The sequence below is a fragment of the Candidatus Ancaeobacter aquaticus genome (assembly GCA_030765405.1).
In the GTDB taxonomy this organism is placed as follows: domain Bacteria; phylum Auribacterota; class Ancaeobacteria; order Ancaeobacterales; family Ancaeobacteraceae; genus Ancaeobacter; species Ancaeobacter aquaticus.
The window spans coordinates 1-20,789 of sequence record JAVCCP010000049.1; the positions used below are offsets into that span (position 1 = coordinate 1).

At 38.2% G+C, this 20,789-nt stretch carries 19 protein-coding genes; 16 read left to right on the forward strand and 3 right to left on the reverse strand.

Going from position 1 to position 20,789, the window contains the following annotated elements:
* Nucleotides 1-152: 152 nt before the first annotated feature.
* Genes recA through P9M13_06115 form a run of 4 tightly spaced genes read left to right on the forward strand, consistent with a single transcriptional unit; the run spans nucleotide 153 to nucleotide 4,897 of the window.
* Nucleotides 153-1,190, forward strand: coding sequence for a recombinase RecA (recA, locus tag P9M13_06100; GenBank protein MDP8262854.1), 1,038 nt, complete (start codon nucleotides 153-155; stop codon nucleotides 1,188-1,190).
* A gap of 26 nt (nucleotides 1,191-1,216) precedes the next feature.
* A complete protein-coding gene (alaS, locus tag P9M13_06105) occupies nucleotides 1,217-3,850 on the forward strand; it encodes an alanine--tRNA ligase (protein ID MDP8262855.1) in 2,634 nt (877 codons plus the stop codon).
* Between the two features lie 3 nt (nucleotides 3,851-3,853).
* Nucleotides 3,854-4,195, forward strand: a complete 342-nt coding sequence (locus P9M13_06110; GenBank protein MDP8262856.1) for an MTH938/NDUFAF3 family protein — start codon at nucleotides 3,854-3,856, stop codon at nucleotides 4,193-4,195.
* A 57-nt stretch (nucleotides 4,196-4,252) separates the two neighbouring features.
* Nucleotides 4,253-4,897 carry a peptidylprolyl isomerase gene (locus P9M13_06115; protein MDP8262857.1) on the forward strand — a complete coding sequence of 215 codons (645 nt, stop codon included), beginning with the start codon at nucleotides 4,253-4,255 and terminating at the stop codon, nucleotides 4,895-4,897.
* An 18-nt stretch (nucleotides 4,898-4,915) separates the two neighbouring features.
* On the opposite strand, the gene P9M13_06120 is transcribed toward P9M13_06115, so the two are convergent.
* Nucleotides 4,916-5,434, reverse strand: coding sequence for an NUDIX hydrolase (locus P9M13_06120; GenBank protein ID MDP8262858.1), 519 nt, complete (start codon nucleotides 5,432-5,434; stop codon nucleotides 4,916-4,918).
* A gap of 165 nt (nucleotides 5,435-5,599) precedes the next feature.
* On the opposite strand from P9M13_06120, the gene P9M13_06125 reads away from it, so the two are divergent.
* On the forward strand, nucleotides 5,600-6,277 hold the full coding sequence (locus P9M13_06125; GenBank protein MDP8262859.1) for a DUF1571 domain-containing protein: 678 nt from the start codon (nucleotides 5,600-5,602) through the stop codon (nucleotides 6,275-6,277).
* A gap of 26 nt (nucleotides 6,278-6,303) precedes the next feature.
* Here P9M13_06125 and P9M13_06130 read toward each other — a convergent pair whose 3' ends face one another.
* Nucleotides 6,304-6,654, reverse strand: a complete 351-nt coding sequence (locus P9M13_06130; GenBank protein ID MDP8262860.1) for an aspartate 1-decarboxylase — start codon at nucleotides 6,652-6,654, stop codon at nucleotides 6,304-6,306.
* 167 nt (nucleotides 6,655-6,821) lie between these two features.
* On the opposite strand from P9M13_06130, the gene P9M13_06135 reads away from it, so the two are divergent.
* On the forward strand, nucleotides 6,822-7,469 hold the full coding sequence (locus P9M13_06135; protein MDP8262861.1) for a tetratricopeptide repeat protein: 648 nt from the start codon (nucleotides 6,822-6,824) through the stop codon (nucleotides 7,467-7,469).
* On the opposite strand, the gene P9M13_06140 is transcribed toward P9M13_06135, so the two are convergent.
* Nucleotides 7,452-8,186, reverse strand: a complete 735-nt coding sequence (locus P9M13_06140) for a DUF3307 domain-containing protein (protein ID MDP8262862.1) — start codon at nucleotides 8,184-8,186, stop codon at nucleotides 7,452-7,454. The two genes, P9M13_06135 and P9M13_06140, sit on opposite strands and share 18 nt — an antisense overlap.
* A gap of 66 nt (nucleotides 8,187-8,252) precedes the next feature.
* Here P9M13_06140 and P9M13_06145 point away from each other — a divergent pair, with 66 nt between their 5' ends.
* The 10 genes from P9M13_06145 (at nucleotide 8,253) to P9M13_06190 (ending at nucleotide 20,770) form a co-directional block, all read left to right on the forward strand.
* The gene (locus tag P9M13_06145) at nucleotides 8,253-9,185 is read left to right on the forward strand and encodes an AEC family transporter (GenBank protein MDP8262863.1); all 933 of its coding nucleotides are present in this window, start codon (nucleotides 8,253-8,255) and stop codon (nucleotides 9,183-9,185) included.
* Nucleotides 9,186-9,419: 234 nt separating this feature from the next.
* Nucleotides 9,420-9,686, forward strand: coding sequence for a 30S ribosomal protein S15 (rpsO, locus tag P9M13_06150; protein MDP8262864.1), 267 nt, complete (start codon nucleotides 9,420-9,422; stop codon nucleotides 9,684-9,686).
* A gap of 16 nt (nucleotides 9,687-9,702) precedes the next feature.
* Entirely contained in the window at nucleotides 9,703-11,805 is a 2,103-nt protein-coding gene (pnp, locus tag P9M13_06155) for a polyribonucleotide nucleotidyltransferase (protein MDP8262865.1), read from the forward strand.
* A 97-nt stretch (nucleotides 11,806-11,902) separates the two neighbouring features.
* Nucleotides 11,903-14,269: a DNA translocase FtsK gene (locus tag P9M13_06160; GenBank protein MDP8262866.1), complete on the forward strand. Its 2,367-nt coding sequence runs from the start codon at nucleotides 11,903-11,905 to the stop codon at nucleotides 14,267-14,269.
* A 32-nt stretch (nucleotides 14,270-14,301) separates the two neighbouring features.
* Entirely contained in the window at nucleotides 14,302-15,198 is an 897-nt protein-coding gene (locus P9M13_06165; protein MDP8262867.1) for a DUF4115 domain-containing protein, read from the forward strand.
* A 110-nt stretch (nucleotides 15,199-15,308) separates the two neighbouring features.
* Nucleotides 15,309-16,760 carry a 30S ribosomal protein S12 methylthiotransferase RimO gene (gene rimO, locus P9M13_06170; protein MDP8262868.1) on the forward strand — a complete coding sequence of 484 codons (1,452 nt, stop codon included), beginning with the start codon at nucleotides 15,309-15,311 and terminating at the stop codon, nucleotides 16,758-16,760.
* A 110-nt stretch (nucleotides 16,761-16,870) separates the two neighbouring features.
* On the forward strand, nucleotides 16,871-17,470 hold the full coding sequence (gene pgsA / locus P9M13_06175; GenBank protein ID MDP8262869.1) for a CDP-diacylglycerol--glycerol-3-phosphate 3-phosphatidyltransferase: 600 nt from the start codon (nucleotides 16,871-16,873) through the stop codon (nucleotides 17,468-17,470).
* A gap of 17 nt (nucleotides 17,471-17,487) precedes the next feature.
* Nucleotides 17,488-17,952, forward strand: coding sequence for a phosphatidylglycerophosphatase A (locus P9M13_06180; GenBank protein MDP8262870.1), 465 nt, complete (start codon nucleotides 17,488-17,490; stop codon nucleotides 17,950-17,952).
* Between the two features lie 77 nt (nucleotides 17,953-18,029).
* Nucleotides 18,030-20,267 (forward strand): outer membrane protein assembly factor BamD, encoded by a 2,238-nt coding sequence (gene bamD, locus P9M13_06185; protein MDP8262871.1) that lies wholly within the window; start codon nucleotides 18,030-18,032, stop codon nucleotides 20,265-20,267.
* Nucleotides 20,264-20,770, forward strand: coding sequence for an LptE family protein (locus tag P9M13_06190; protein ID MDP8262872.1), 507 nt, complete (start codon nucleotides 20,264-20,266; stop codon nucleotides 20,768-20,770). The genes bamD and P9M13_06190 overlap by 4 nt, the downstream gene beginning before the upstream one ends.
* The last annotated feature ends 19 nt before the right edge of the window (nucleotides 20,771-20,789 follow it).

A 20,789-nucleotide genomic window follows, 5' to 3' on the forward strand; every position in this document is an offset into this window, starting at 1 on the left:
CTCCGTTTTTGTTGTAACGTGTTGTGGTTATCATGTTTACAGCATATCATAAACGGAGGAAATTACAAGAAAACAATTTATATAAATTGTTTAAATATAAAGACTTATGCGTTTTGCATAAGGCATAAATAATGAATAAAGGAGGATGTATTATGGCTGAAGCAGTGAAAACAGGAGCCAAAGCGGCGACAAATGAGGCTGGCAAAGTTAAAGCACTTGATATTGCTATTACACAAATTGAAAAGAATTACGGGCAAGGTTCAATTATGCGGCTCGGTGAGGAACATTCAAAAATAAAAATTCAGGTTATCCCTACAGGGGCTTTACCACTTGATATAGCTCTTGGTGTTGGTGGTATACCAAGAGGAAGAGTGGTCGAAATCTTCGGCCCTGAATCTTCAGGTAAGACGACGTTAGCACTGCACGTTGTTGCCAGCGCACAAAGATTGGGTGGTGTAGCAGCATATATTGATGCAGAACACGCGATAGATCCGGCATATGCACACAAACTAGGTGTTAATTTAGAGGATCTCTTGATCAGCCAGCCTGATTCAGGTGAAGATGCCTTAAACATCGCTGAGATACTTGTCAGATCAAATGCGGTAGATGTTATCGTAGTTGATTCAGTAGCGGCACTTGTTCCAAAAGCTGAAATTGAAGGCGATATAGGTGATACTAAGATCGGTATGCAGGCACGACTCATGTCACAAGCGCTTCGACGTTTGACTTCATCAATTAATAAATCTAAGACAAGCTGTATTTTTATTAATCAACTTCGCATGAAGATCGGTGTTATGTTCGGTAACCCTGAAACAACGCCAGGTGGAAGAGCTCTTAAATTTTATTCTTCAGTACGGCTTGATATAAGAAGAATAGCTTCAATTAAGGATAACAATGATGCTGTTGTTGGTTCACGTGTTCGTGTAAATGTTGTAAAGAACAAGGTTGCGGCACCGTTTAGAAAAGCTGAATTTGACGTTATGTACAATGAAGGCATTTCGAAAGAAGGGTGTGTTATCGATATGGGTGTTACCTTTGATATTATTGATAAGAAAGGTGCATGGTTTTATTACAAAGGTGAAAGAATCGGGCAGGGAAGAGAACAAGCAAAAACTGAGCTGAGGACAAATAAGAAAATGTATGAGGCAATCACTAAAGAAATCATAGCAAAACATGACGAAGAAAATTAATACGATACACGAATAACGGAATACATATGGAAGCAGTAAAAATACGTAAGACATACCTTGATTTTTTTAAATCAAAAAAACATGTCATCAAACCAAGCGATGCACTTATTCCTTCAAGTGATCCGTCATTACTTTTTACCACTGCAGGTATGGTGCAGTTTAAAGCGCTTTATTCGGGTGCTCCACTAGATTTTTCTCGTGCGACAACAGTACAGAAATGTCTGAGAGCTGGCGGTAAGGGGAGCGACCTTGAGAATGTGGGAAAGACATTAAGGCATCATACATTTTTTGAAATGTTGGGTAATTTTTCTTTTGGAGATTATTTTAAGGAAGAAGCAATTGCCTGGGCGTGGGAATTTTTGATAGATGTCTTAAAAATGCCTAAAGAGAAAATCTACATATCAGTCTATAAAGATGATGATGAAGCGTATGATATCTGGACAAAAAAAATGGGTATCCCTGCCGACCATATGGTGAGACTGGGTAAAAAGGATAATTTTTGGGGGCCTGCCGGGACGACCGGTGCGTGCGGACCCTCATCTGAAATCTATTATGATTTAGGAAAAGAAAAAAGCTGTGGCAGTCCTGATTGTGCTGTTGGGTGCGATTGTGAACGGTTTATTGAGTTTTGGAATCTCGTATTCCCACAATTTAATCAAGAAGAGGATGGCAAATTACTTCCACTTGAACGTAAAGGTATCGACACAGGGATGGGACTAGAACGTCTGGCATTACTCTTACAAGGTGTCAGTAATAATTATGAGACAGATCTTTTTGCACCGATCATAAAAGATATTGGATCACATACATCTGAGCCATATGAAAAAGATAATAAATATGCTTACCACGTAATCGCAGATCATATTCGTGCGCTAACATTTGCGTTATCAGAAAATATTCTTCCTGCAAATGAGGGCCGAGGATATGTTATGCGCAGAATCCTCCGCCGAGCAGTACGCTATGGTAGAAAATTAGATATTATGGAAGCATTTCTCTATAAATTAGTGCCGGTTGTTGTTTCGATAATGAAAGAAGCATATCCTGAACTTGAAAAAAGCCGTGAGCATGTCTCAAGCATCATCAAAAGCGAAGAAGAACGATTTCATTTAACACTTGATAGCGGCATGTCCCTTTTAGACGAAATTTTGATTAAATCTGAAAAGAAAAAAGTGCTTGTAGGTGAAGATGTATTTAAGCTTTATGACACCTACGGTATTCCGATAGATATTATACGTGATATTGCACGAGATGAAGAATATACCGTTGATGAATTAGGTTTTGAAAAGCTCATGGTCTCTCAACGTGAACGCGCACGGTCAAATTGGAAGGGTGCAAAACAAGCAGATGAGCTCGTGCTATATCAGGAAATACGTAATAAGTATGGCCGAACAGAATTTGTTGGATATGATAAAACTTCATGTGAGACAGAAATATCCACGATCATTAAAGAGGGTAAAGTTATTGAAACTGCGCAAGTAGGTGACGAAGTAGAAGTTATTGTGAAGAAAACACCATTTTATGCTGAAAGCGGTGGACAGGTAGGTGATATCGGGGAAATGACGACAGATGCGATGCGTACTGAAGTAATGGATACACGTAAGGTTGGAGATGATGTCTATATTCATCTTTCAAAGGTGCTTAAAGGGACGGTAAAAGCAGGAGAGACTGTACATATCTGTGTAGATGAATCCAAACGTAATGCAACTGCACGTAATCATACTGCGACACATATTCTTCACAATGTTTTGAGGCGTGTTTTGGGAAATCATGTAAAACAGGCAGGATCTCTTGTCGAACCTGAACGATTACGATTTGATTTTACCCATGTTAAAGCGCTTACAAAAAGAGAAATTGAACGAATAGAAGAACTGGTTAATGAAGAGATTATGGTTAATCATAAGGTAACAATACATTCTGAAAGTCTTGAAGATGTTAAAAAAATGGATGTTATTGCGCTTTTTAATGAGAAATATGGCGAAAAGGTGCGGGTTGTTAATATCGGAGAGGTCAGTAAAGAGCTTTGCGGTGGTATGCACGTTATCCGTACAGGAGATATAGGGATCTTTAAGATTGTTGTTGAGACGTCTGTTGCCGCAGGCATCAGGAGAATCGAAGCGTATTGTGGTAAAGAGGCGTTAGCATACATTAAAAACAATGAAACAGTAATAGATGATCTCTCGCAACTATTAAAATCTCCTGCTGATGATCTTTTGAGCAGGGTACAGAAATTGCAGGAAGAAAATAAGGCACTTTTAAAAGAAAAAGAACAACTAAACAAAAAAGAAATTGCAGGAAAATTCGATGATATGCTTTCACAAGCTGTTGATGTTAAAGGCGTGTCAGTTCTCGGCGCTGAAATAGATAATACTTCTATGGATATGCTCCGTGACATAGTAGATGCTTTAAAACTCAAGCTTAAAAGCGGTGTTATTGTCTTAGGCTCGACCTGTGAAGGTAAAGTATCAATGGTATGCAGTGTCACACAAGACCTTGTCAAAAAAGGTTTGAGTGCTTCAGATATAGTCAAAAAAGTAGCTAAAGTCGTTGGTGGTGGCGGTGGTGGCAGAAAAGATATGGCTAGTGCCGGTGGTAAAGACCCTTCAAAATTGAAGGAAGCGCTTTTATCTGCACAAAAGGTAGTGGAAGAACTCTTGAAGTAGCCCATGCAAATTGATTCCTACTCTTTCGGAAATATATCAATAGATGGTGTGTTCCACACTTCGGATATCACAGCTTATCGCGGGGAAGTTAATTCCAAATGGTGGCGTAAAAGCGGTCACGAACTCTCGATAGATGATCTTAAAGGTATTCTTACGTTCAATCCAAAAACAATAGTTGTTGGTCGTGGTTTTTTCGGAATCATGAAAGTCCTTCCTGAAACAGAAGAGTTCTTGAAAGAAAAAGGTATTACACTTTTTAGCGCGAAAACAAAAGACGCTTGTGAGTATTTTAATTCTATGAAAGACCAAGACAATGCGGTGTTTGCTGCTCACCTTACCTGTTAGGTGTATAAATTAGTGTTATGCCGCTAGAACTTAATAAATAATTTGTGAGAATATGAAGTGAGCAGAAAACGAACGTATCTTATTCTTTTTCAATTGGTTTTAATAGTGATTTTATTTTGCAATGGTTGTTTTCAGCTAAGGTCATTAGATTACAAAACTCATCCCAAAGTTATAATGCAGACAGATTTTGGAAATATCATTTTTGAATTAGATCTACAAAATGCCCCAATTACAACCATCAATTTTTTGAGATATGTTGATGAACAGCGATTAAAACCAGCTTCTTTTTATAGAGTTGTCAGGATGGATAACCAACCAGAAAATGATATAAAAATTGAAGTGATTCAGGGCGGAATAGCCTTTGAGGATAGTCCTCTTATGTTACCGCCGATTGAACATGAAACGACTAAGGAAACAGGAATCCTCCATAAAGATGGAACTATCTCGATGGCAAGGAATAAAGCAGGAGTAGCAAGTTCAGAGTTTTTTATCTGTATTGGAAATCAACCTGAGCTTGACTTTAGAGGTAAGAGAAATTCTGATGGTTTGGGCTTTGCTGCATTTGGGCGTGTAATAGAGGGTCTAGATGTTGTTAAAAAAATACATAAACAACCTGCAAATGGACAAATGATTATATCACCAGTCGAAATAATAAAAGTGAAAAAGGGGTCACACCTAATTATTAGGCATAAACCAAAATAAATTAGGGGTGAAACCCCTTTATTTCAAAAGATAGAGTAGTCCAACTACTGTTTTCCCGTCTTTTATCTTACCATCCTTAATCATTTTCTTGAGCTTTGTTGGTGTGAATGCTTCTACTTCTATTGATTCATCTTCTTCAGGGCATGCCTCTTTCAGAGTTAGCTGATGTGCTGCGTAGATATGTATCTCTTCAGAGGTGTATCCCGGCGCAGGGTACATGCGTAGTAGGGGAGAGATCTTTTTTGCGACGTAGCCTGTTTCTTCAAGTAGTTCGCGTTTTACGCATGATAAGGGTCTTTCGCCCGGTTCACGTGTTCCTGCAGGTATTTCGTAGAGATTCTTTTCGACTGCTTTACGGTATTGTTTTACCATTACAATTTTTCCGTCCGGGAGGATAGGGATTATTGCAACCGCACCAGGGTGTTTTATAATATCACGTACGCTTGTCTTTGTTTTAGATATGCTAATGGTATGACTTTCAAGCGTGAATACTTTGCCTGCATAGATTTTTTTCTTTTTAAGAGTTTTTTCTTTCATGTCAGTGCCTTTATAGTTAGCCCTGCTATTTGCAAGGCTTCCGCCACAAAGCAACGGCGGATCTGTCCTCTGGCTGAAAAGCCTTGCGCTACATACAAACACATTTTATGTGTTTTGGTATCTTTTTTCTTGCAAAAATATATCTAAGGATATTATAGTTATTTTATGAAAACTATCAAGTGTATCATTTCATTAGCTGTCGGTATCCTGTTATCGACGACGAGTATGTGTCAAACTGTTCAGAGCCAGGAGAGAATGGATCCTGTTAAGATACTCAATGATGCAAGTCAACGGTTTGAATCGTTAAATACCTATACCTGTAAAGTGACTAGTATTTATAATACGTATAATAATAATAAGGCAAATCGTCATCAGGACATTGTTCAATATGTTTTTCAAAAACCCATGAGTATACGGATGCAGTGGGTTAAGCCATGGAATATCAAGGGGCAGGAAGCTGTCTACGTTGATAATAAGCTTAAGGTAAGATTAAACTGGCTACCTATATGGGTTTCAATTAATCCTGACGGTAATATCGCGAAGGATTCCGCAGGGAACAGGATCTATCAAAGTGATATGGGTACAGTCATAAAGCAAATCATGGATATTATTCCGACAACAAAAGTTGTTTTTGAGGGAATGGTTAAAAAGAATAAACAGGAATTAATAAAAATATCACTTAAGAATAAGGACGAAATCGTTAATGTTCTGATAGATAAGAACCTTATGCTTCCGGTTACCGTTGAGTATTTTGGCTCCGATATGAAACTTATCCAGGCTGCGTATTTTGAAAATCTTGAAGTGGATGTGCCAATACCTGATTACTCATTCTCCGCAGATTAGAATATTAAGAAAAATTCCATGCCGATTTATTCAACAATGTCATTATTCTCGTTCATACGGATTATTGTGGGATGGTATGATTTGAGCTCTTCTTCTGTAAGTTGAACAAATGTAATGATTATTATCCTGTCACCGATATTACCTAAATGAGATGTAGCGCCGTTTAAGCATATTGTTTTTGATCCTCGCAGCCCTTTAATAGTATACGTTTCAAATCGTTCGCCGTTTGCAAGATTTGCGACTAGGACCTTTTCGTGTTCGATTATATTTGCTTTTTCCATTAAGTCTTCATCGATCGTGATACTGCCATTATAGTCTAAATGTGAATCGGTAACTTTTGCTCGATGAATTTTTGATTTTAACATTGTTAACTGCATTGTTTCCTCCTTGTTAGACTAATATCTACCAAATGTTTGCCTGAGATGCAAGTGTTAAATGACAGATAAGTAGTCATTTGCTATGGGATTGTAACATCATTTAAAATTCTTTAGGAAAAAGTTATATGATGATATAATCATAATAAAATAGTTAAAGTGTAAATAATATGAAAAATATAATTGTAATGAGTATTGTTTTATTGATGTGCAGTAATCTGTATGCGTTGGAAAACAGGTTTTCCGATTATAATGCCGATGCCTTACAGTATTACAATCAGGCTGTTGATCTTTTAGCGCAGTATAAAACTAAAGAAGCCAAAGAGCTGTTTGAAAAAGCGGTCTTCGCAGAGCCTTTCTTTGCAGAAGCATTTTTTAATCTCGGGGTGTTGTATCAAAACAGAGGTGATACTGTTAACGCGTTACGCGAGTATCAAAAAGCGGTTGCATTATATCCGCGTGATGCTGAACTCTATTACAATATTGGGCTTATACATTTGGGTAATGGAAATTATGAAGTGGCTGAAGATGCATTTTATGAAGCGCTTTTTATTGATCCGGATATGAATAATGCTCGTTATCATTGTGCTGATGCATTGCGTTTGCAAGGTAAGTATGATGAGGCGCTTGAAGAAGTACAGGAAATGTTAGATCGTGATCCCAACACTGCTGATACCTATTTACTCATGGGGATTATTTTTGACAATAAAGGTGACGCTCTTCGTGAAGCTCTTTTTTCGTATAAGAAATATATCCAGTTTGGTGGTAAAGATCCGCGTGTTAGAGGATGGATTGATCGGTTAGAGTATGAATTGTAGCACGATGCCACAGACTAGGGGAAGAGCAGCATTCAAGCCAATTTGAATTCCTGTTACTGTGTAACTCTGTGAAAGGTCTTTTTTCTTTGTGAAATGAGCGATTAAAAAACGCGGTATAAGGGCAAGAGGAATAAGTAAAAGGTATGGGCCAGCGAGGAATACCGCATTAAAAATAATGCATCGTTCACACATTTCGTATAGTTCTAATGATTGCAACGCTGTCCCTGGAGCAAAGTTAGGAAAAAACGATAATTTTGCTGTATCGATCAGGTATGTTGAGGCAAAAGCCGCAACGACAAAAAATATTGCGTAGATAATATAGACATCATTGTTATAAAAAATTGCCCAGAAATAAGGGGTAGTAATGTATGGATCGGTACCATTTAGGGGGATCATAAAACAGAGCAAATAGATTGATAAGTGTACAACTTGGTCGGCTATAAAACCTGTAAAGATATTTTTTTTGGTAATATATTTATTTAATACTGTTTTAGACCAATCGATAATATAATGTAATACCGCGATTGTTATTAAGAGAACCCAGACAGACCACAGATGTAGGAAAGGTACGGCAAAAAGCACTGCAACTATAAATATCATGAATGAATGGACAAAAAGACCCCAATGTCCTTTTATTTTTAGACTGTATATATAATTTGTCTGCAAAGGAAAATCAGCAATAAAATGTGCTAACACGAGTCTTATGAATAAAAACATACTGAAATTATAAGAAAAAACCGCAAAAAAGTCAATGGCATAATAGTGTTGTAAAAAAAGGATATCATGTTTACAGTAACGCTTTCAAAAATCTTTATTGTTTTTTTACTCATTGCGGTTGGATTTGTTCTTGATAAAAAGAAATTTGTATCAAGAGAAGCTTTGCAGAGTTTGAGCAGGGTCGTTATTTACATTATGCTTCCGGCTCTGATTTTTTCAGCGATAATCACACAGTTTAATAGAGAAGCGATCTTATCCGGTTATATTCTGCCTCTATTAGGTGTAATGACTTTTTTAAGTGGTGGTTTGCTTGGCTGGATACTTGTCCGTTTTTTTAAAGAGAATGATCCGGTTAAAAAAAATACCGTAATATTTCTTATGCTTATAAATAATTATGGTTTTATTACCTTGCCGCTCGTTTACATGCTTTTTGGTGAGAGCGGTGTGGCGTTACTCTTTTTACATAACTTGGGCTGCGAAATTGTTTTCTGGACAGTAGGCATGTGGCTTTTAAAAGGAGGGAAATTCTCCCCGAAAACTTTAAAATCACTTGTTAATCCGCCGTTTATATCGCTCATGCTCAGTATCGGTATAGTTTTGCTTAATGCGCAATCTTTTGTGCCGGCTTTCTTGCTCGAGGCGTGCGATACACTTGGAAAGGGTGTAATACCACTTATAATGCTGGTTATAGGCTCAACATTAGCTGAGATTGAATTTCGTGATGGGGCATTGTTTGATAAGAAACTTATATGGATTATTGTATCCCGTATAGTTGTCGTTCCCATTTTCGTTATCATCATATTGTTGTATTTGCCGATACCTGAGATGTACAGGAATATTGCTATAATTGTAGCGGTGATGCCTTCTGCTTCTAGTACCCCGTTATTTATGAAACAATTTGGTGGAGATACAATATTTGCGGCAAAAGCGGTGTTTTTTACAACTCTTTTAAGTGCTATTACTATACCCATACTTTTAACAATTTTTTTAAAACAATAGGCGAAAGATCACTTTTTAGCCTAATAATACGTGTAACTCTTTTGTATATAGTGACATAGATAGCATTTTGTCTTTGTTACTGTTTTTTACCGCAAAATTGGATTAAATGCTTGATTAGTATTGAGATAGGTGATAATATATTTCGATGCTCTTACAAGGTTTACCGACTCACCGACGGTAATCTTTGTATGTAAGCGTATAATGTTAACTTAAAATGGAAAGGAAAGGTGAGTTATGTTAGAGAAGAAAGGTAAAGAGGAAATTGTATCGAAGCATAAATTACATGAAAAAGATACCGGTTCTTCAGATGTTCAAATTGCGCTCTTAACTGAACGCATAAATATGCTTTCTAAGCATCTTGAAGTGAACAAAAAGGATCATAGCTCAAGAAGAGGACTTTTGCGGTTGGTAGCTCAAAGAAGAAAATTGCTAGATTATCTAAGCAGAACTGAAAACAAACGATATCAGGATCTAATTAAGAAATTGAAACTGAGGAAATAATATCTGGAGGATATGAATGATTTCACGCGTTGAATGTGAGTTAAATGGACGTACATTACAAATTGAAACAGGTCTTATGGCTAAACAGGCAGACGGTGCTGTTACTGTAAGATACGGAGATACAATGATTCTTGCGACAGTGGTGTCTCCTGAAAAGTTAAAAGAGGGTCTCGATTTTTTCCCGCTTACCGTTGATTATAGGGAAAAAACTTCTGCTGCAGGAAAGTTTCCGGGCGGATACCTCAAAAGAGAAGGAAGACCTACTGAAAAGGAAATTTTAACTGCACGTCTTACTGATAGACCGATCAGGCCCCTTTTCCCAAAAGGATATCTCTATGAAGTACAAATAATGATTTCGGTTATTTCATCTGATGGGGAAAATGATCCTGATATGCTTGCGCTGATCGGGGCAAGTGCCGCTCTTACGGTTTCAGATATTCCGTTTCTCGGACCAATAGGTGCTGTACGCGTTGGTATGATCGATGGAGAGTATGTCATTAATCCAACACCTGAGCAGCTTCTTACAAGTGATCTGGACTTGGTTATTGCAGGGACAGAGAAAGCCGTTATGATGGTTGAGGGAAGCTCAAAGGAACTTTCTGAAGAGGTGATGCTCAAAGCGGTAATGACTGGTCATGAAGAGATCAAGGCTGTTGTAGCCATACAAAAAGAATTGCAAGAAAAATGCGGCAGGGCAAAGAGAGAGCCTGAACTTTTTACTGTTGATAAAGAAATTTATGCTACGTTAGAAAGTACGTACACCAAAGACACTCTTGCTGCATTGGATATCATGGAAAAAGGGAAGAGAATGGACGCCATGAAAGTTATCAAAGAAGCGGCTGTTGCTCTTTTTGTTGAAAAAGATCCCGAGATCGATGAAGGATCTGTAAAATCGGCTTTCCGTGAACTCGAAAAACATTTGGTGAGAGAAAATATTCTCAACGAAGGGAAAAGAGGCGACGGTCGTTCACCAAAAGATATAAGAGATATATCGTGTCTTATCGGTCTTTTGCCTAGAGCTCATGGTTCTGCGCTATTTACCAGAGGTGAAACTCAGGCTCTTGCGTCAACAACCCTCGGTTCTTCGAAAGATGCACAGAAATCTGATGGACTTATGGGTGAGTTCTCAAAAAGTTTTATGCTCCATTATAATTTCCCTTCCTTCAGTGTTGGTGAGGCAAGACCAAACAGAGGCGTAGGAAGACGCGAGATCGGTCACGGTGTGCTTGCTGAAAAATCGCTTTTAGAGGTGATGCCGTCAGCTGAAGATTTTCCGTATACGGTAAAAATCGTTTCAGATATTCTTGAGTCAAATGGTTCTTCTTCAATGGCAACCGTATGTGGAGGATGTTTATCTCTTATGGATGCCGGTGTTCCTATTAAGGCTCCTGTTGCCGGGATCGCTATGGGGCTCGTGACCGGTGAGAATAAGACTGTTGTTCTCTCAGACATATTGGGATCTGAAGATGGTGCTGGCGATATGGACTTTAAAGTTGCTGGGACTGAAAAAGGTATCACAGGATTCCAGATGGATATCAAGATAGAAGGTATTAATGAGCAGATTATGCAAGAAGCCTTAGCGCAAGCAAAAGAAGGTAGAATGCATATCCTCGGGAAGATGACGAGCGCTCTTGCTTCGCCGCGTTCAGATCTCTCAGAGTATGCTCCGCGTATTACAACGCTCAGGATCGATAAAGAAAAGATTGGTACATTGATCGGACCTGGCGGTAAAAATATTAAGAAAATCATTGAAGAAACAGGTGCTGAAATCAATATTAATGATGAAGGTATCGTATCAATTTCTACGAATCAAAAAGAAGCTGCTGAAAAAGCAATTGCAGCAGTCCAAATGTGTACTGCAGATGTTGAAGTTGGCAAAGTGTATACCGGTACTGTTAAAAATGTGACTGCTTTCGGCGCATTTGTTGAAGTGCTTCCAGGTAAAGAAGGTCTTGTTCATATCTCTAAACTTGCTCATCATCGAGTAAATAAAGTTGAAGATGAGGTTAATGTTGGCGATGAAGTGACCGTTAAAGCAATGGAAATCGATGACCGCGGCAGATTAAGTCTGAGCAGAAAAGCGTGCATGGAACCTGAGGAAGCAAAAAAAGACGAATAAGAGTCGTATGTGTTTTATATTGTCCCCTTGATTGTTTGTATTAAACTTTCGAGGGGACATAGTATTACTTCTCAACCCTCAAAATAAGAATTATCGTATGGCAATACAAAGCGATGAGGTTAAAATTGATAGAAGTTATGTGTGGAGTGCAATATTCTTCGTAATTTCTATATTTATTGCATTGTCTTTTCTTTCTTTTAATACCCAAGATATTCCCTTTGTAACGACAACCCCAAATGTGCCGGTAAAAAATTATACTGGTCTTATTGGAGCGTTTCTCAGTTTTGTGCTTTTTTTTGCATTTGGACTTGCCGCATACAGCATCCCTATTTTTACTCTTATCATCTCTCTGAGGGGATTGAGGACACGGATACATGTTGGAAAAAGTGTGCTCGGACTTCTGTGTATGGTCATGATTCTCTCATCATTTTTTGGCATGATGACTTTTTCTTTTTTAGAACCCTTGCAAACGAAGATTAATATTGTTGGTGCCGGGGGGTTGTTTGGGTACCGTATTGCAAAAGAAATCTTTGTGAAGTTTATTGGCGAGCAGGGTGCTCTCATTATTTTGATCCCGTTATTCGTTGCTTCATTTTTGTTATACCTCAATATTAGTATTGTAGAGCTTGCTATAGGACTAAAGGATATGTATGTGCGATTTATGGCGTTTGTCGATGAACGAAGAAATAAAAGAAATGTAGAGATGAGAAGAAATAGGCTTGAACGCGAGGAAAAAGGACGCGGATCCTTACTAAGAAAGGACAAGCCGCGCGTTGAAATATATCAAGGGCAAATGACTCGGAAAGAAAAAAAAGAACAACGCGTTGACGCTGAAAGCGGTAAGGGGAACATGCTGACGAATATACAAGAAAAGTTTAAAAGGGATAGCACTCCTAAAATACCGTCTATTAAAAAAGAAAAGAAATCACGCTTTGAAGGGGCTTCTTCATCTGGTTTCTCCCGTAGTGATTCTAATGACGACTATCAATTGCCGCCACTTGATCTCTTGAATGATGCACCGTTTATTGGTGCAGATGATATGAAAGATGATCTGGAAAATAACTCTGCAATTTTAGAGAACACCCTCAAAGATTTTGGGATAGAAGTAGTTGTTGTAGAAGTACACAGAGGCCCTGTTATTACCACCTATGAGGTGCAGCCTGCACCCGGTGTTAAGGTTAATAGAATTACCGTGCTCTCAGATGATATTGCTCTTGCTTTGAAAGCGGCAAGTATTCGTATTGTTGCGCCCATACCAGGAAAAAGTGTTGTCGGGATAGAGGTCCCTAATCTTAAGAGCTCTGCAGTATACCTTAAAGACATATTGATGAGTGATATGTTTAAAGAGTCTCGTGCAAAATTACCGCTCCTATTAGGAAAGGATGTGTCTGGACAAGCACTTATTACCGATCTTACAGAGATGCCCCATCTCTTAATTGCGGGAACCACTGGTTCAGGAAAAACAGTATGTATGAATACGATTATATTGAGTATTTTGTATACCATGACTCCTGACGAAGTAAAACTTATTATGATTGATCCTAAAAAGGTTGAGTTGTTACCGTATAAAAACATACCTCATCTAGTAACTCCTGTTGTCACTGATCCAAAGAAAGCGACCTACGCATTAAACTGGGCTGTAAAAGAGATGGAAGAGAGGTACCAGTTGTTCGCGAATATCGGCGTGAGAAATATTCACGGTTATAACACGAGGCCCGATAAAGACGTTTTAAGGGTGGGCGAAAACGGTGAAGCTATACCAAAAACCATTCCGTATATTGTAATAGTGATTGATGAATTAAATGATTTAATGATGATCGCTCCTGCTGATATAGAAAATGCTATTACCCGTCTAGCACAGCTTTCTCGAGCTGTTGGAATACATGTTATTCTTGCGACTCAAAGGCCGTCTGTGAACGTTATCACCGGTGTTATTAAAGCGAATTTTCCGGCACGTATCTCGTTCCAGGTTGCATCAAAAATTGATTCACGAACAATTTTAGACGCCAACGGCGCTGATAAGCTCCTTGGGAAAGGTGATCTGTTGTTTTTGCCGCCCGGTACCAGTAAGCTTGTGCGCGCACAAGGGGCATTTGTTTCAGATAAAGAGATAAACGGGGTCATTTCCTTTATTACTGAGCAGGCGCAGGCAGAATTTGATCAAGATATTATACAACAAGAAAGAAAACGAACAGCGATGTCATCAGAGAATGACCCAGAAGACGAAATATATGATGATGCGGTGGAAGTTGTGTTGAGCACTAAACAGGCTTCTGCATCGGTTTTACAGAGGAAATTGCGTATTGGTTATGCACGTGCAGCGCGTCTTATAGATATGATGGAGGATTGCGGTATAGTTGGGCCTCCTAAGGGTAGTAAAGGTAGAGATATCCTGATAAAATCACAGGATCAGTTTGAAGATGATGATGTTAAAAGTGGCCAGATGGTTGAGTCTGATCTGTAACACTAAATATTCGTGTACATAGGATAAATGCTATGGAAAATTTACATGATTTGCTGAAACGTACCCGTGAAGAAAAAGGGATCAACATAGAAGATGTATCAAAACATACAAAGATTAGGGTGAAGATCCTTGTATCAATTGAGTCAGGTGATTATGAAGCTGTCGCGAGCCCTACGTATCTCAAAGGGTTTATCAAACTCTATAGTAAATATTTAGGGTTAGATACCAAGCAAATAATGTCCGATTATGCGGATCTTTTTCAAAATAATATTGAGCGTTATTTTGTGACGCCCGGTAAGGTCAAAGATACTGAGAAGACGTGGAGTGAATCCATGCTTGATAAGTTTCCTACTATGGAATTCGATATGCGTAAATTTATCTTTGTTGTGAGTGTTGTGCTTTGTATTCTTATTGGCACGATCAGTTTTTTTGTTGTAAAAAAAATAATGACAGTAGCGAGTGATAGACCTCGACAGCCTGCTAAAGAAATGACAAAACAAAAATCAGACCTTATCTTACCAATGCTAAAAAAACAAACATCCCAAAACATTATTGGAGAAGTAAAGAATGAGCGTCTAGTTGCTCCTGCAGTCAGTGGAGTTGCACAAATAAATGTTCCATCTCATCCTGCGGAGGCAGTGCCTAAACGCGAACAAGAGCTGCACCTTACCGCTGAGATCTCTCAGGATGTTTGGTTACGTATAAAGATTGATGGACAGCTCGTTTTTGAAGATACTTTAAAAAACGGTGAAAAAGAAACGTGGAAAGCAAAAAAAAGTATAGAAGTTAGGATGGGTAATGCCGGGGGAATTAGTCTGACTTTGAACGATGTTTTTCTTGGTGTGCAGGGTAATACCGGGCAAGTAAAGAGCATATTAATCGATCATGAATTATTAAAGCAACTAAAAGACAACGCGCAAAAAAGATAATTATAGTAGTGTGTACGTGTTTATGCAGGAGAAATTCTTTTCACGCCATAAGACTCATTCTCCTTTTCGTTATACTTATCAATAATATTATAATGTAAGCGAGTCGATGTATGTATGCAGTCAGTATGGTTAGTTTAGGGTGTTCAAAAAATCTTGTTGATAGCGAGGTTATGTTGGGCCTCTTAGCTCAGGCTGGATATACCTTAACAAGTGATTTACATTCATCAGATATTATTATTGTCAATACGTGTAGTTTTATTGAAAGTGCTCAGGAAGAGTCACGAGAGACTATTCTTTCCATGAAGCATTTTTACACTGCCGGAAAGATTATCGTAGTGACTGGCTGCTTTTCTAAGCTTTACAAAAAAGAATTGTCAGACGCAATTGAAAAAAAAGATAGGCAAAAGAATCAGTTTTCAGAGTTAATTAATAGCGTGCATGCATTTTTAGGACCTGGAGATATTTCACGTATTCATGAAGTTATTGATGCAATAGTCACGCAGAAACCATTTCATATGCCCAAAGTGCTTGTTGAGGATAATCCTGCATATATCTATGATCATTCAACACCACGTGCTCGTACGACACCGCCACATACCGCTTACGTAAAAATAGCAGAAGGATGTGCTAATAACTGTACGTATTGTCTCATACCGAGTATACGCGGGGCGTATCGGAGCAGAACTATTGACTCGATCGTTGAAGAAGTCAAAATACTTGCTGATCATGGTGTCGTTGAAGTAAGTCTCATTGCGCAAGACACCACGTGCTATGGAAAAGACACTTACGGAAAACACATGTTGCCGGAACTTCTTGAGGCACTTGCCACACGCACACAGATATGTTGGATACGTGTACTGTATACGCATCCGGCGCATTTTACTAAAGAGCTAGTGAATGTTATTCGTGATATCCCTCAGGTATGTAAATACGTTGATCTCCCAATTCAGCATATAGATGACGCTATTTTAAAGGCTATGGGCCGAAGAGTCAGTTCAAGAGATATATATACATTAATTGATTCAGTGAGAAATGCCATACCTCATGTTACGCTTCGGACATCAGTCATTGTCGGATTTCCTGGCGAAACGGACAGACAGTTTATGAATCTTCTAGATTGTGTTAAGGATATACGTTTTGAAAGACTTGGCGCGTTTACCTATTCGAGAGAGAAGGGAACATCTGCTTACACAATGCCGGATCAAGTTAGTCGCGAAATAAAAGAAATTCGCTTACATGCAATAATGAGTATGCAGCAGGTGATCTCAAAGGAAAAAAATAAACAACTTATTAATACAGTGGTGCCGGTACTTGTTGATGGGCTAGAAGGAAAGGGAAAGTATTTTGGTAGAACTCAAGCTGATGCTCTTGATGTTGATTGTTTAGTCCACGTTAAAGGTAAAAATATAACGCCAGGTAGTTTTGTTGATATGCACGTTAAAAGCGCGAGTGAATATGATATTGAGGGAACAATGATAAGTAAAAAGGTAAAAGTAAAACCAGACAATAGACAACAGACCAGAGACCACAGACTAAAGATTAAAGGTAAAAGCAAGAAGTAAGAAAATTGGAATAGTTGAATAATCATATATGCATATTAAATTTTGTGGTCATAATACTGTGATATATGTATAATTTATTTTTTTAATATAACTATAACAGGTGTGTAAATATGAATTTACCTAATAAACTGACGACATTACGAGTGGTTTTAGCATTTTTCTTTATGGTTTCCTTATTGGTTGATTTTCCCTTTTCTAAATGTTTGGCCTTATTCTTTTTTAGCCTCGCGAGTTTTACCGATATGTATGATGGTGTTTTAGCTCGTAAAATGAAATTGGAAAGCGATTATGGAAAGCTTTTAGATCCTGTTGCAGACAAGATCCTGGTATCTATCGCTTTTATTTCATTTATTGCAATGCCTACAACACATCTTGCGGCATGGATCGTTATCATAATAATTAGTCGTGAACTCGTTGTTACGGGGTTAAGAATGCTGGCGCTTTCAAAGGGAGAGGTATTGGCTGCAGACACATTGGGGAAAACTAAAACAATATTTCAGTTTTCGGTCATTATCCTTATTTTGATTCTACTTACTATTAGAGAGTTTTTATCGCTCTATTCGGAATATTGGAGCATAGCTGGTCCGGTAATAGATATGAGAATAGCCCAAGCTGCATTTTGGTTAACATTTTTCGTGATGCTTGTTACGGTATATTCCGGCATAGTCTATTTATATGATAATCGTAAAACGTATTTAAGTTCTATGTAGTGAGCAGTGTGCCAGTTATGAAAAAATATAAAGATATATGCATTAAAGTTGTTGCCAGTTTCTTCTTCCTTGGGTATTCACCAATCGCGTCTGGGACAGTCGGAACACTTGGCGGTGTTCTCATAGTTTATTATTTACGCGATTATCCACTCAGCTACACCATATTTACCTTTTCCTTGATCATGCTTGGAATGTATGTTTCTAACGAGGCAGAGCATATATATAGAGAAAAAGATTCTCATAAGATCGTTATTGATGAGGTTATTGGGTATCTTGTAGCAATGATGTGGCTACCTCATTACAGTGTCATAATAATGATAATCGGGTTCTTTGTGAATAGGGTATTTGATATCCTGAAACCGTACCCAATAAGAAAGCTTGAACAGCTGCCAGGTGGAGTGGGTGTGGTTATGGATGACGTTCTTGCAGGTGTCTATACGAATATTGTGCTCAGAATTATTATGCTATTGACAGTCGTATAGATAAGGTATAGAGTTACGTTTCTAATAATCGATGTATGGTTGTAATAAAATGTAAAAAGGTATATTAAGGTATATTCATGAAATTAAGATATGTTATTTTGGCTTGTTTTATAGTAATCAGTAGCGGGAGCGATCTTTATGCCCGCGATTGGTTATGGACCCCTGAAAGCGGTAAATGGATAAGTGAAAGAGATATTGAGAAACGTTCCGCACGTGTTCGGTATGAGAAGGCTCGTCAGCTTGAAGAAGAGGGGAGTATTAAGCAAGCACTCCGTGAATATGCTAGACTTGTTAAACTCTATCCAACATCAGTCTATTCTCCTGAAGCGCAATACATTATAGGTCTCTATAAAGAGGCTGACAGTAGTTATTATAAGGCGTTTAAAGAATACGAAAAAGTGATAAATAATTATCCTTCCTATAAAAGATTTTTGGAGATCATTGAGCGTGAATATGCTCTGGGAAATCTATTTCTTTCGGGAGAAAAAGCAAAAGTAATGGGTATAAAGATGCTTCCTGCTATGGATAAATCAGTTGAGATATTCGATCATATTGTCCGTAAAGCACCATATAGTTCTTTTGCTCCGCGAGCGCAGTTTAATATTGGTGAGGCGTACAGAAAAATTAAACGTTATTCAGAAGCCATTCCTGCATATAATAAAGTCGTGGTAAATTATCCTGAGTCGAAGCTCGTAATGATGTCAGAGTATTATATCGGTATATGCGGGTATGAGAGGTCTTTGGATGCTAAATATGATCAAACGGGTACGAATATTTCGATCACTTCGATGAAAAGATTTTTAAAGAAATTCTCGCGCAGTAAAAAAGCGGGTGCTGTACGGAAAAACTTAGATTTGCTTTTGGAGAGAAAAGCGAAAAAATCATTTGAAGTCGCTAAATATTATGAAAGAGATAAGTGTGAAGAAGGTGCAATTATTTATTACCAAGATGTGATCAATGATTACCCGGGCACAAAACTCGCACAAGAGGCAGAAAACCGTATTGATCATATAATAGCCAATCCAATAGGAACAGGTGGGAAGAAAAGCTTTCTTGCGTCTATCCCATTTATAAAGAAACTTGTACAAAAACCAGAAGAAGAATATGAAGAAAGAGCCTTGGAAAAAGATCCTTTCAAGAAAAAACAAGCGGCTCAAAAAAAGAAGTTCTGGGAATTCTGGAAAAAATCCGAAAAAGCTGTTGCCGTAGAGCAAAAAGAGGATGCGAAAAAGGTTAAACCTGTTGCAGTGGCTAAAGGGAAGAAACAGTTCTGGGAGTTTTGGAAAAAATCCGATGCGGCAGCTTCGAAAGATGTAGAACCGGTTGTTGTTGCAAAGAAAAAGAAACAACAGAAAAAACAATTTTGGGAAATCTGGAAAAAGACACCTCCAGCCGAGACTGAAAAAGAAGAAGAGGTTCCAAATGTAGGGATAACAGGTCGTGACGGAGCGTTAACGATGCGGGAACTGGGAGCTTCTGAAGAAGAAGACCAAATATCACAAGAGCCGACCCAAACGATGACTTCATATGAAGATTCAGGCTATTTGCTACCTAAAAAAGCAGGGACGGAAATTGCTCAGGCATCTGTTGATTCAGAAGAATCTGAGTATATCCCTAGTGATGAGGAAATTGAAGCGGAACTGATGAGCAATGAACCTATTAGATCTGAAGATTTTGATGAATCCTCTATACCAGCTAAAGATACTGCTGTTTCTCTGCAGGAAGAATTTGATGAAGTTGTAGTCGAAAAAGATGATATACCGAGTGTGGTCAAAGATGCCGCACAGAAGATTTCCGATGGTGAATCTATTTCCGTAGAGGATGTTCTGGAAGCGAGAGATGCTCGTACGGGTGCCTCTCCGGCATCACGTATATCTAAAGTTGATGATAGTATTGCACCTCTGATGTCAGATGATTATGAAGAAGAAGTTGATGAAGCGGCATTTGATGAAGAAGTACCTGCCGAAATACCGATAGAGTTTGATCTTGCTCAAATATCAGACTTGAAATTAGTTGAATCTGATAAGGGTAAAAAGATGGTATTTGCAACAAACAAAGCGATTGATTTTGTCTCTTATCGTCTTGAAAATCCTACTCGTTTGATGATAGCAATGAAATCACCGACATATTCAAGTCTTGATAGTGTTATTACCGTAGATGCGGCAGGCGTTAAAACTGTTAGAAGTCATTATCGGACAAAAGAAGAAGGACATGTCGGCTGGCAGGTAAATGCAATTGTTCTTGATTTTGACGATAATATTAAGTACAAAGTTTCAAGCAATGAGAATGCAATAACGATTGAGTTAAAACAATGAAAAAAAGATTTTCACTCTATGCAATATGTTTTTTATGTGTGATGAGCATTGTTGGCTGTGGTTATCAGCTTGGATCAATCAAGGTTGGAGATAAAGATAATCTCCATATACCTATATTTAAAAATAATACCAATACATATGGTATCGAAGGGTTAGTTACTGAAGCAGTTATAAACAGGTTATTGGTGGATGGCAGCTATAAGATCGTCGGTAAAGATCAGGCTGACTATATATTAGATGGTGAAATCATTGAATACAGGCGTGATGCGAATGTGTTTGATAGAGCTGATGTGCCGGGAGAATTCAGGATAACGATTACTGCTCGGCTGACTTTGAAGGATGCTAAGACAGGAAAGGTTATATGGACTGCTAGTGATGCATATGGAGAAGCAAATTATGCTCGTGGGGCATACCAACTTGAGTCTGAAAGAGCTTCCTGGCCCGCTGTTACAGAAGATTTAGCGCGAGATATCACAGAAAAAATTTCTGATGGTGGTTGGTGATTGTTTTATTTTAATCGAT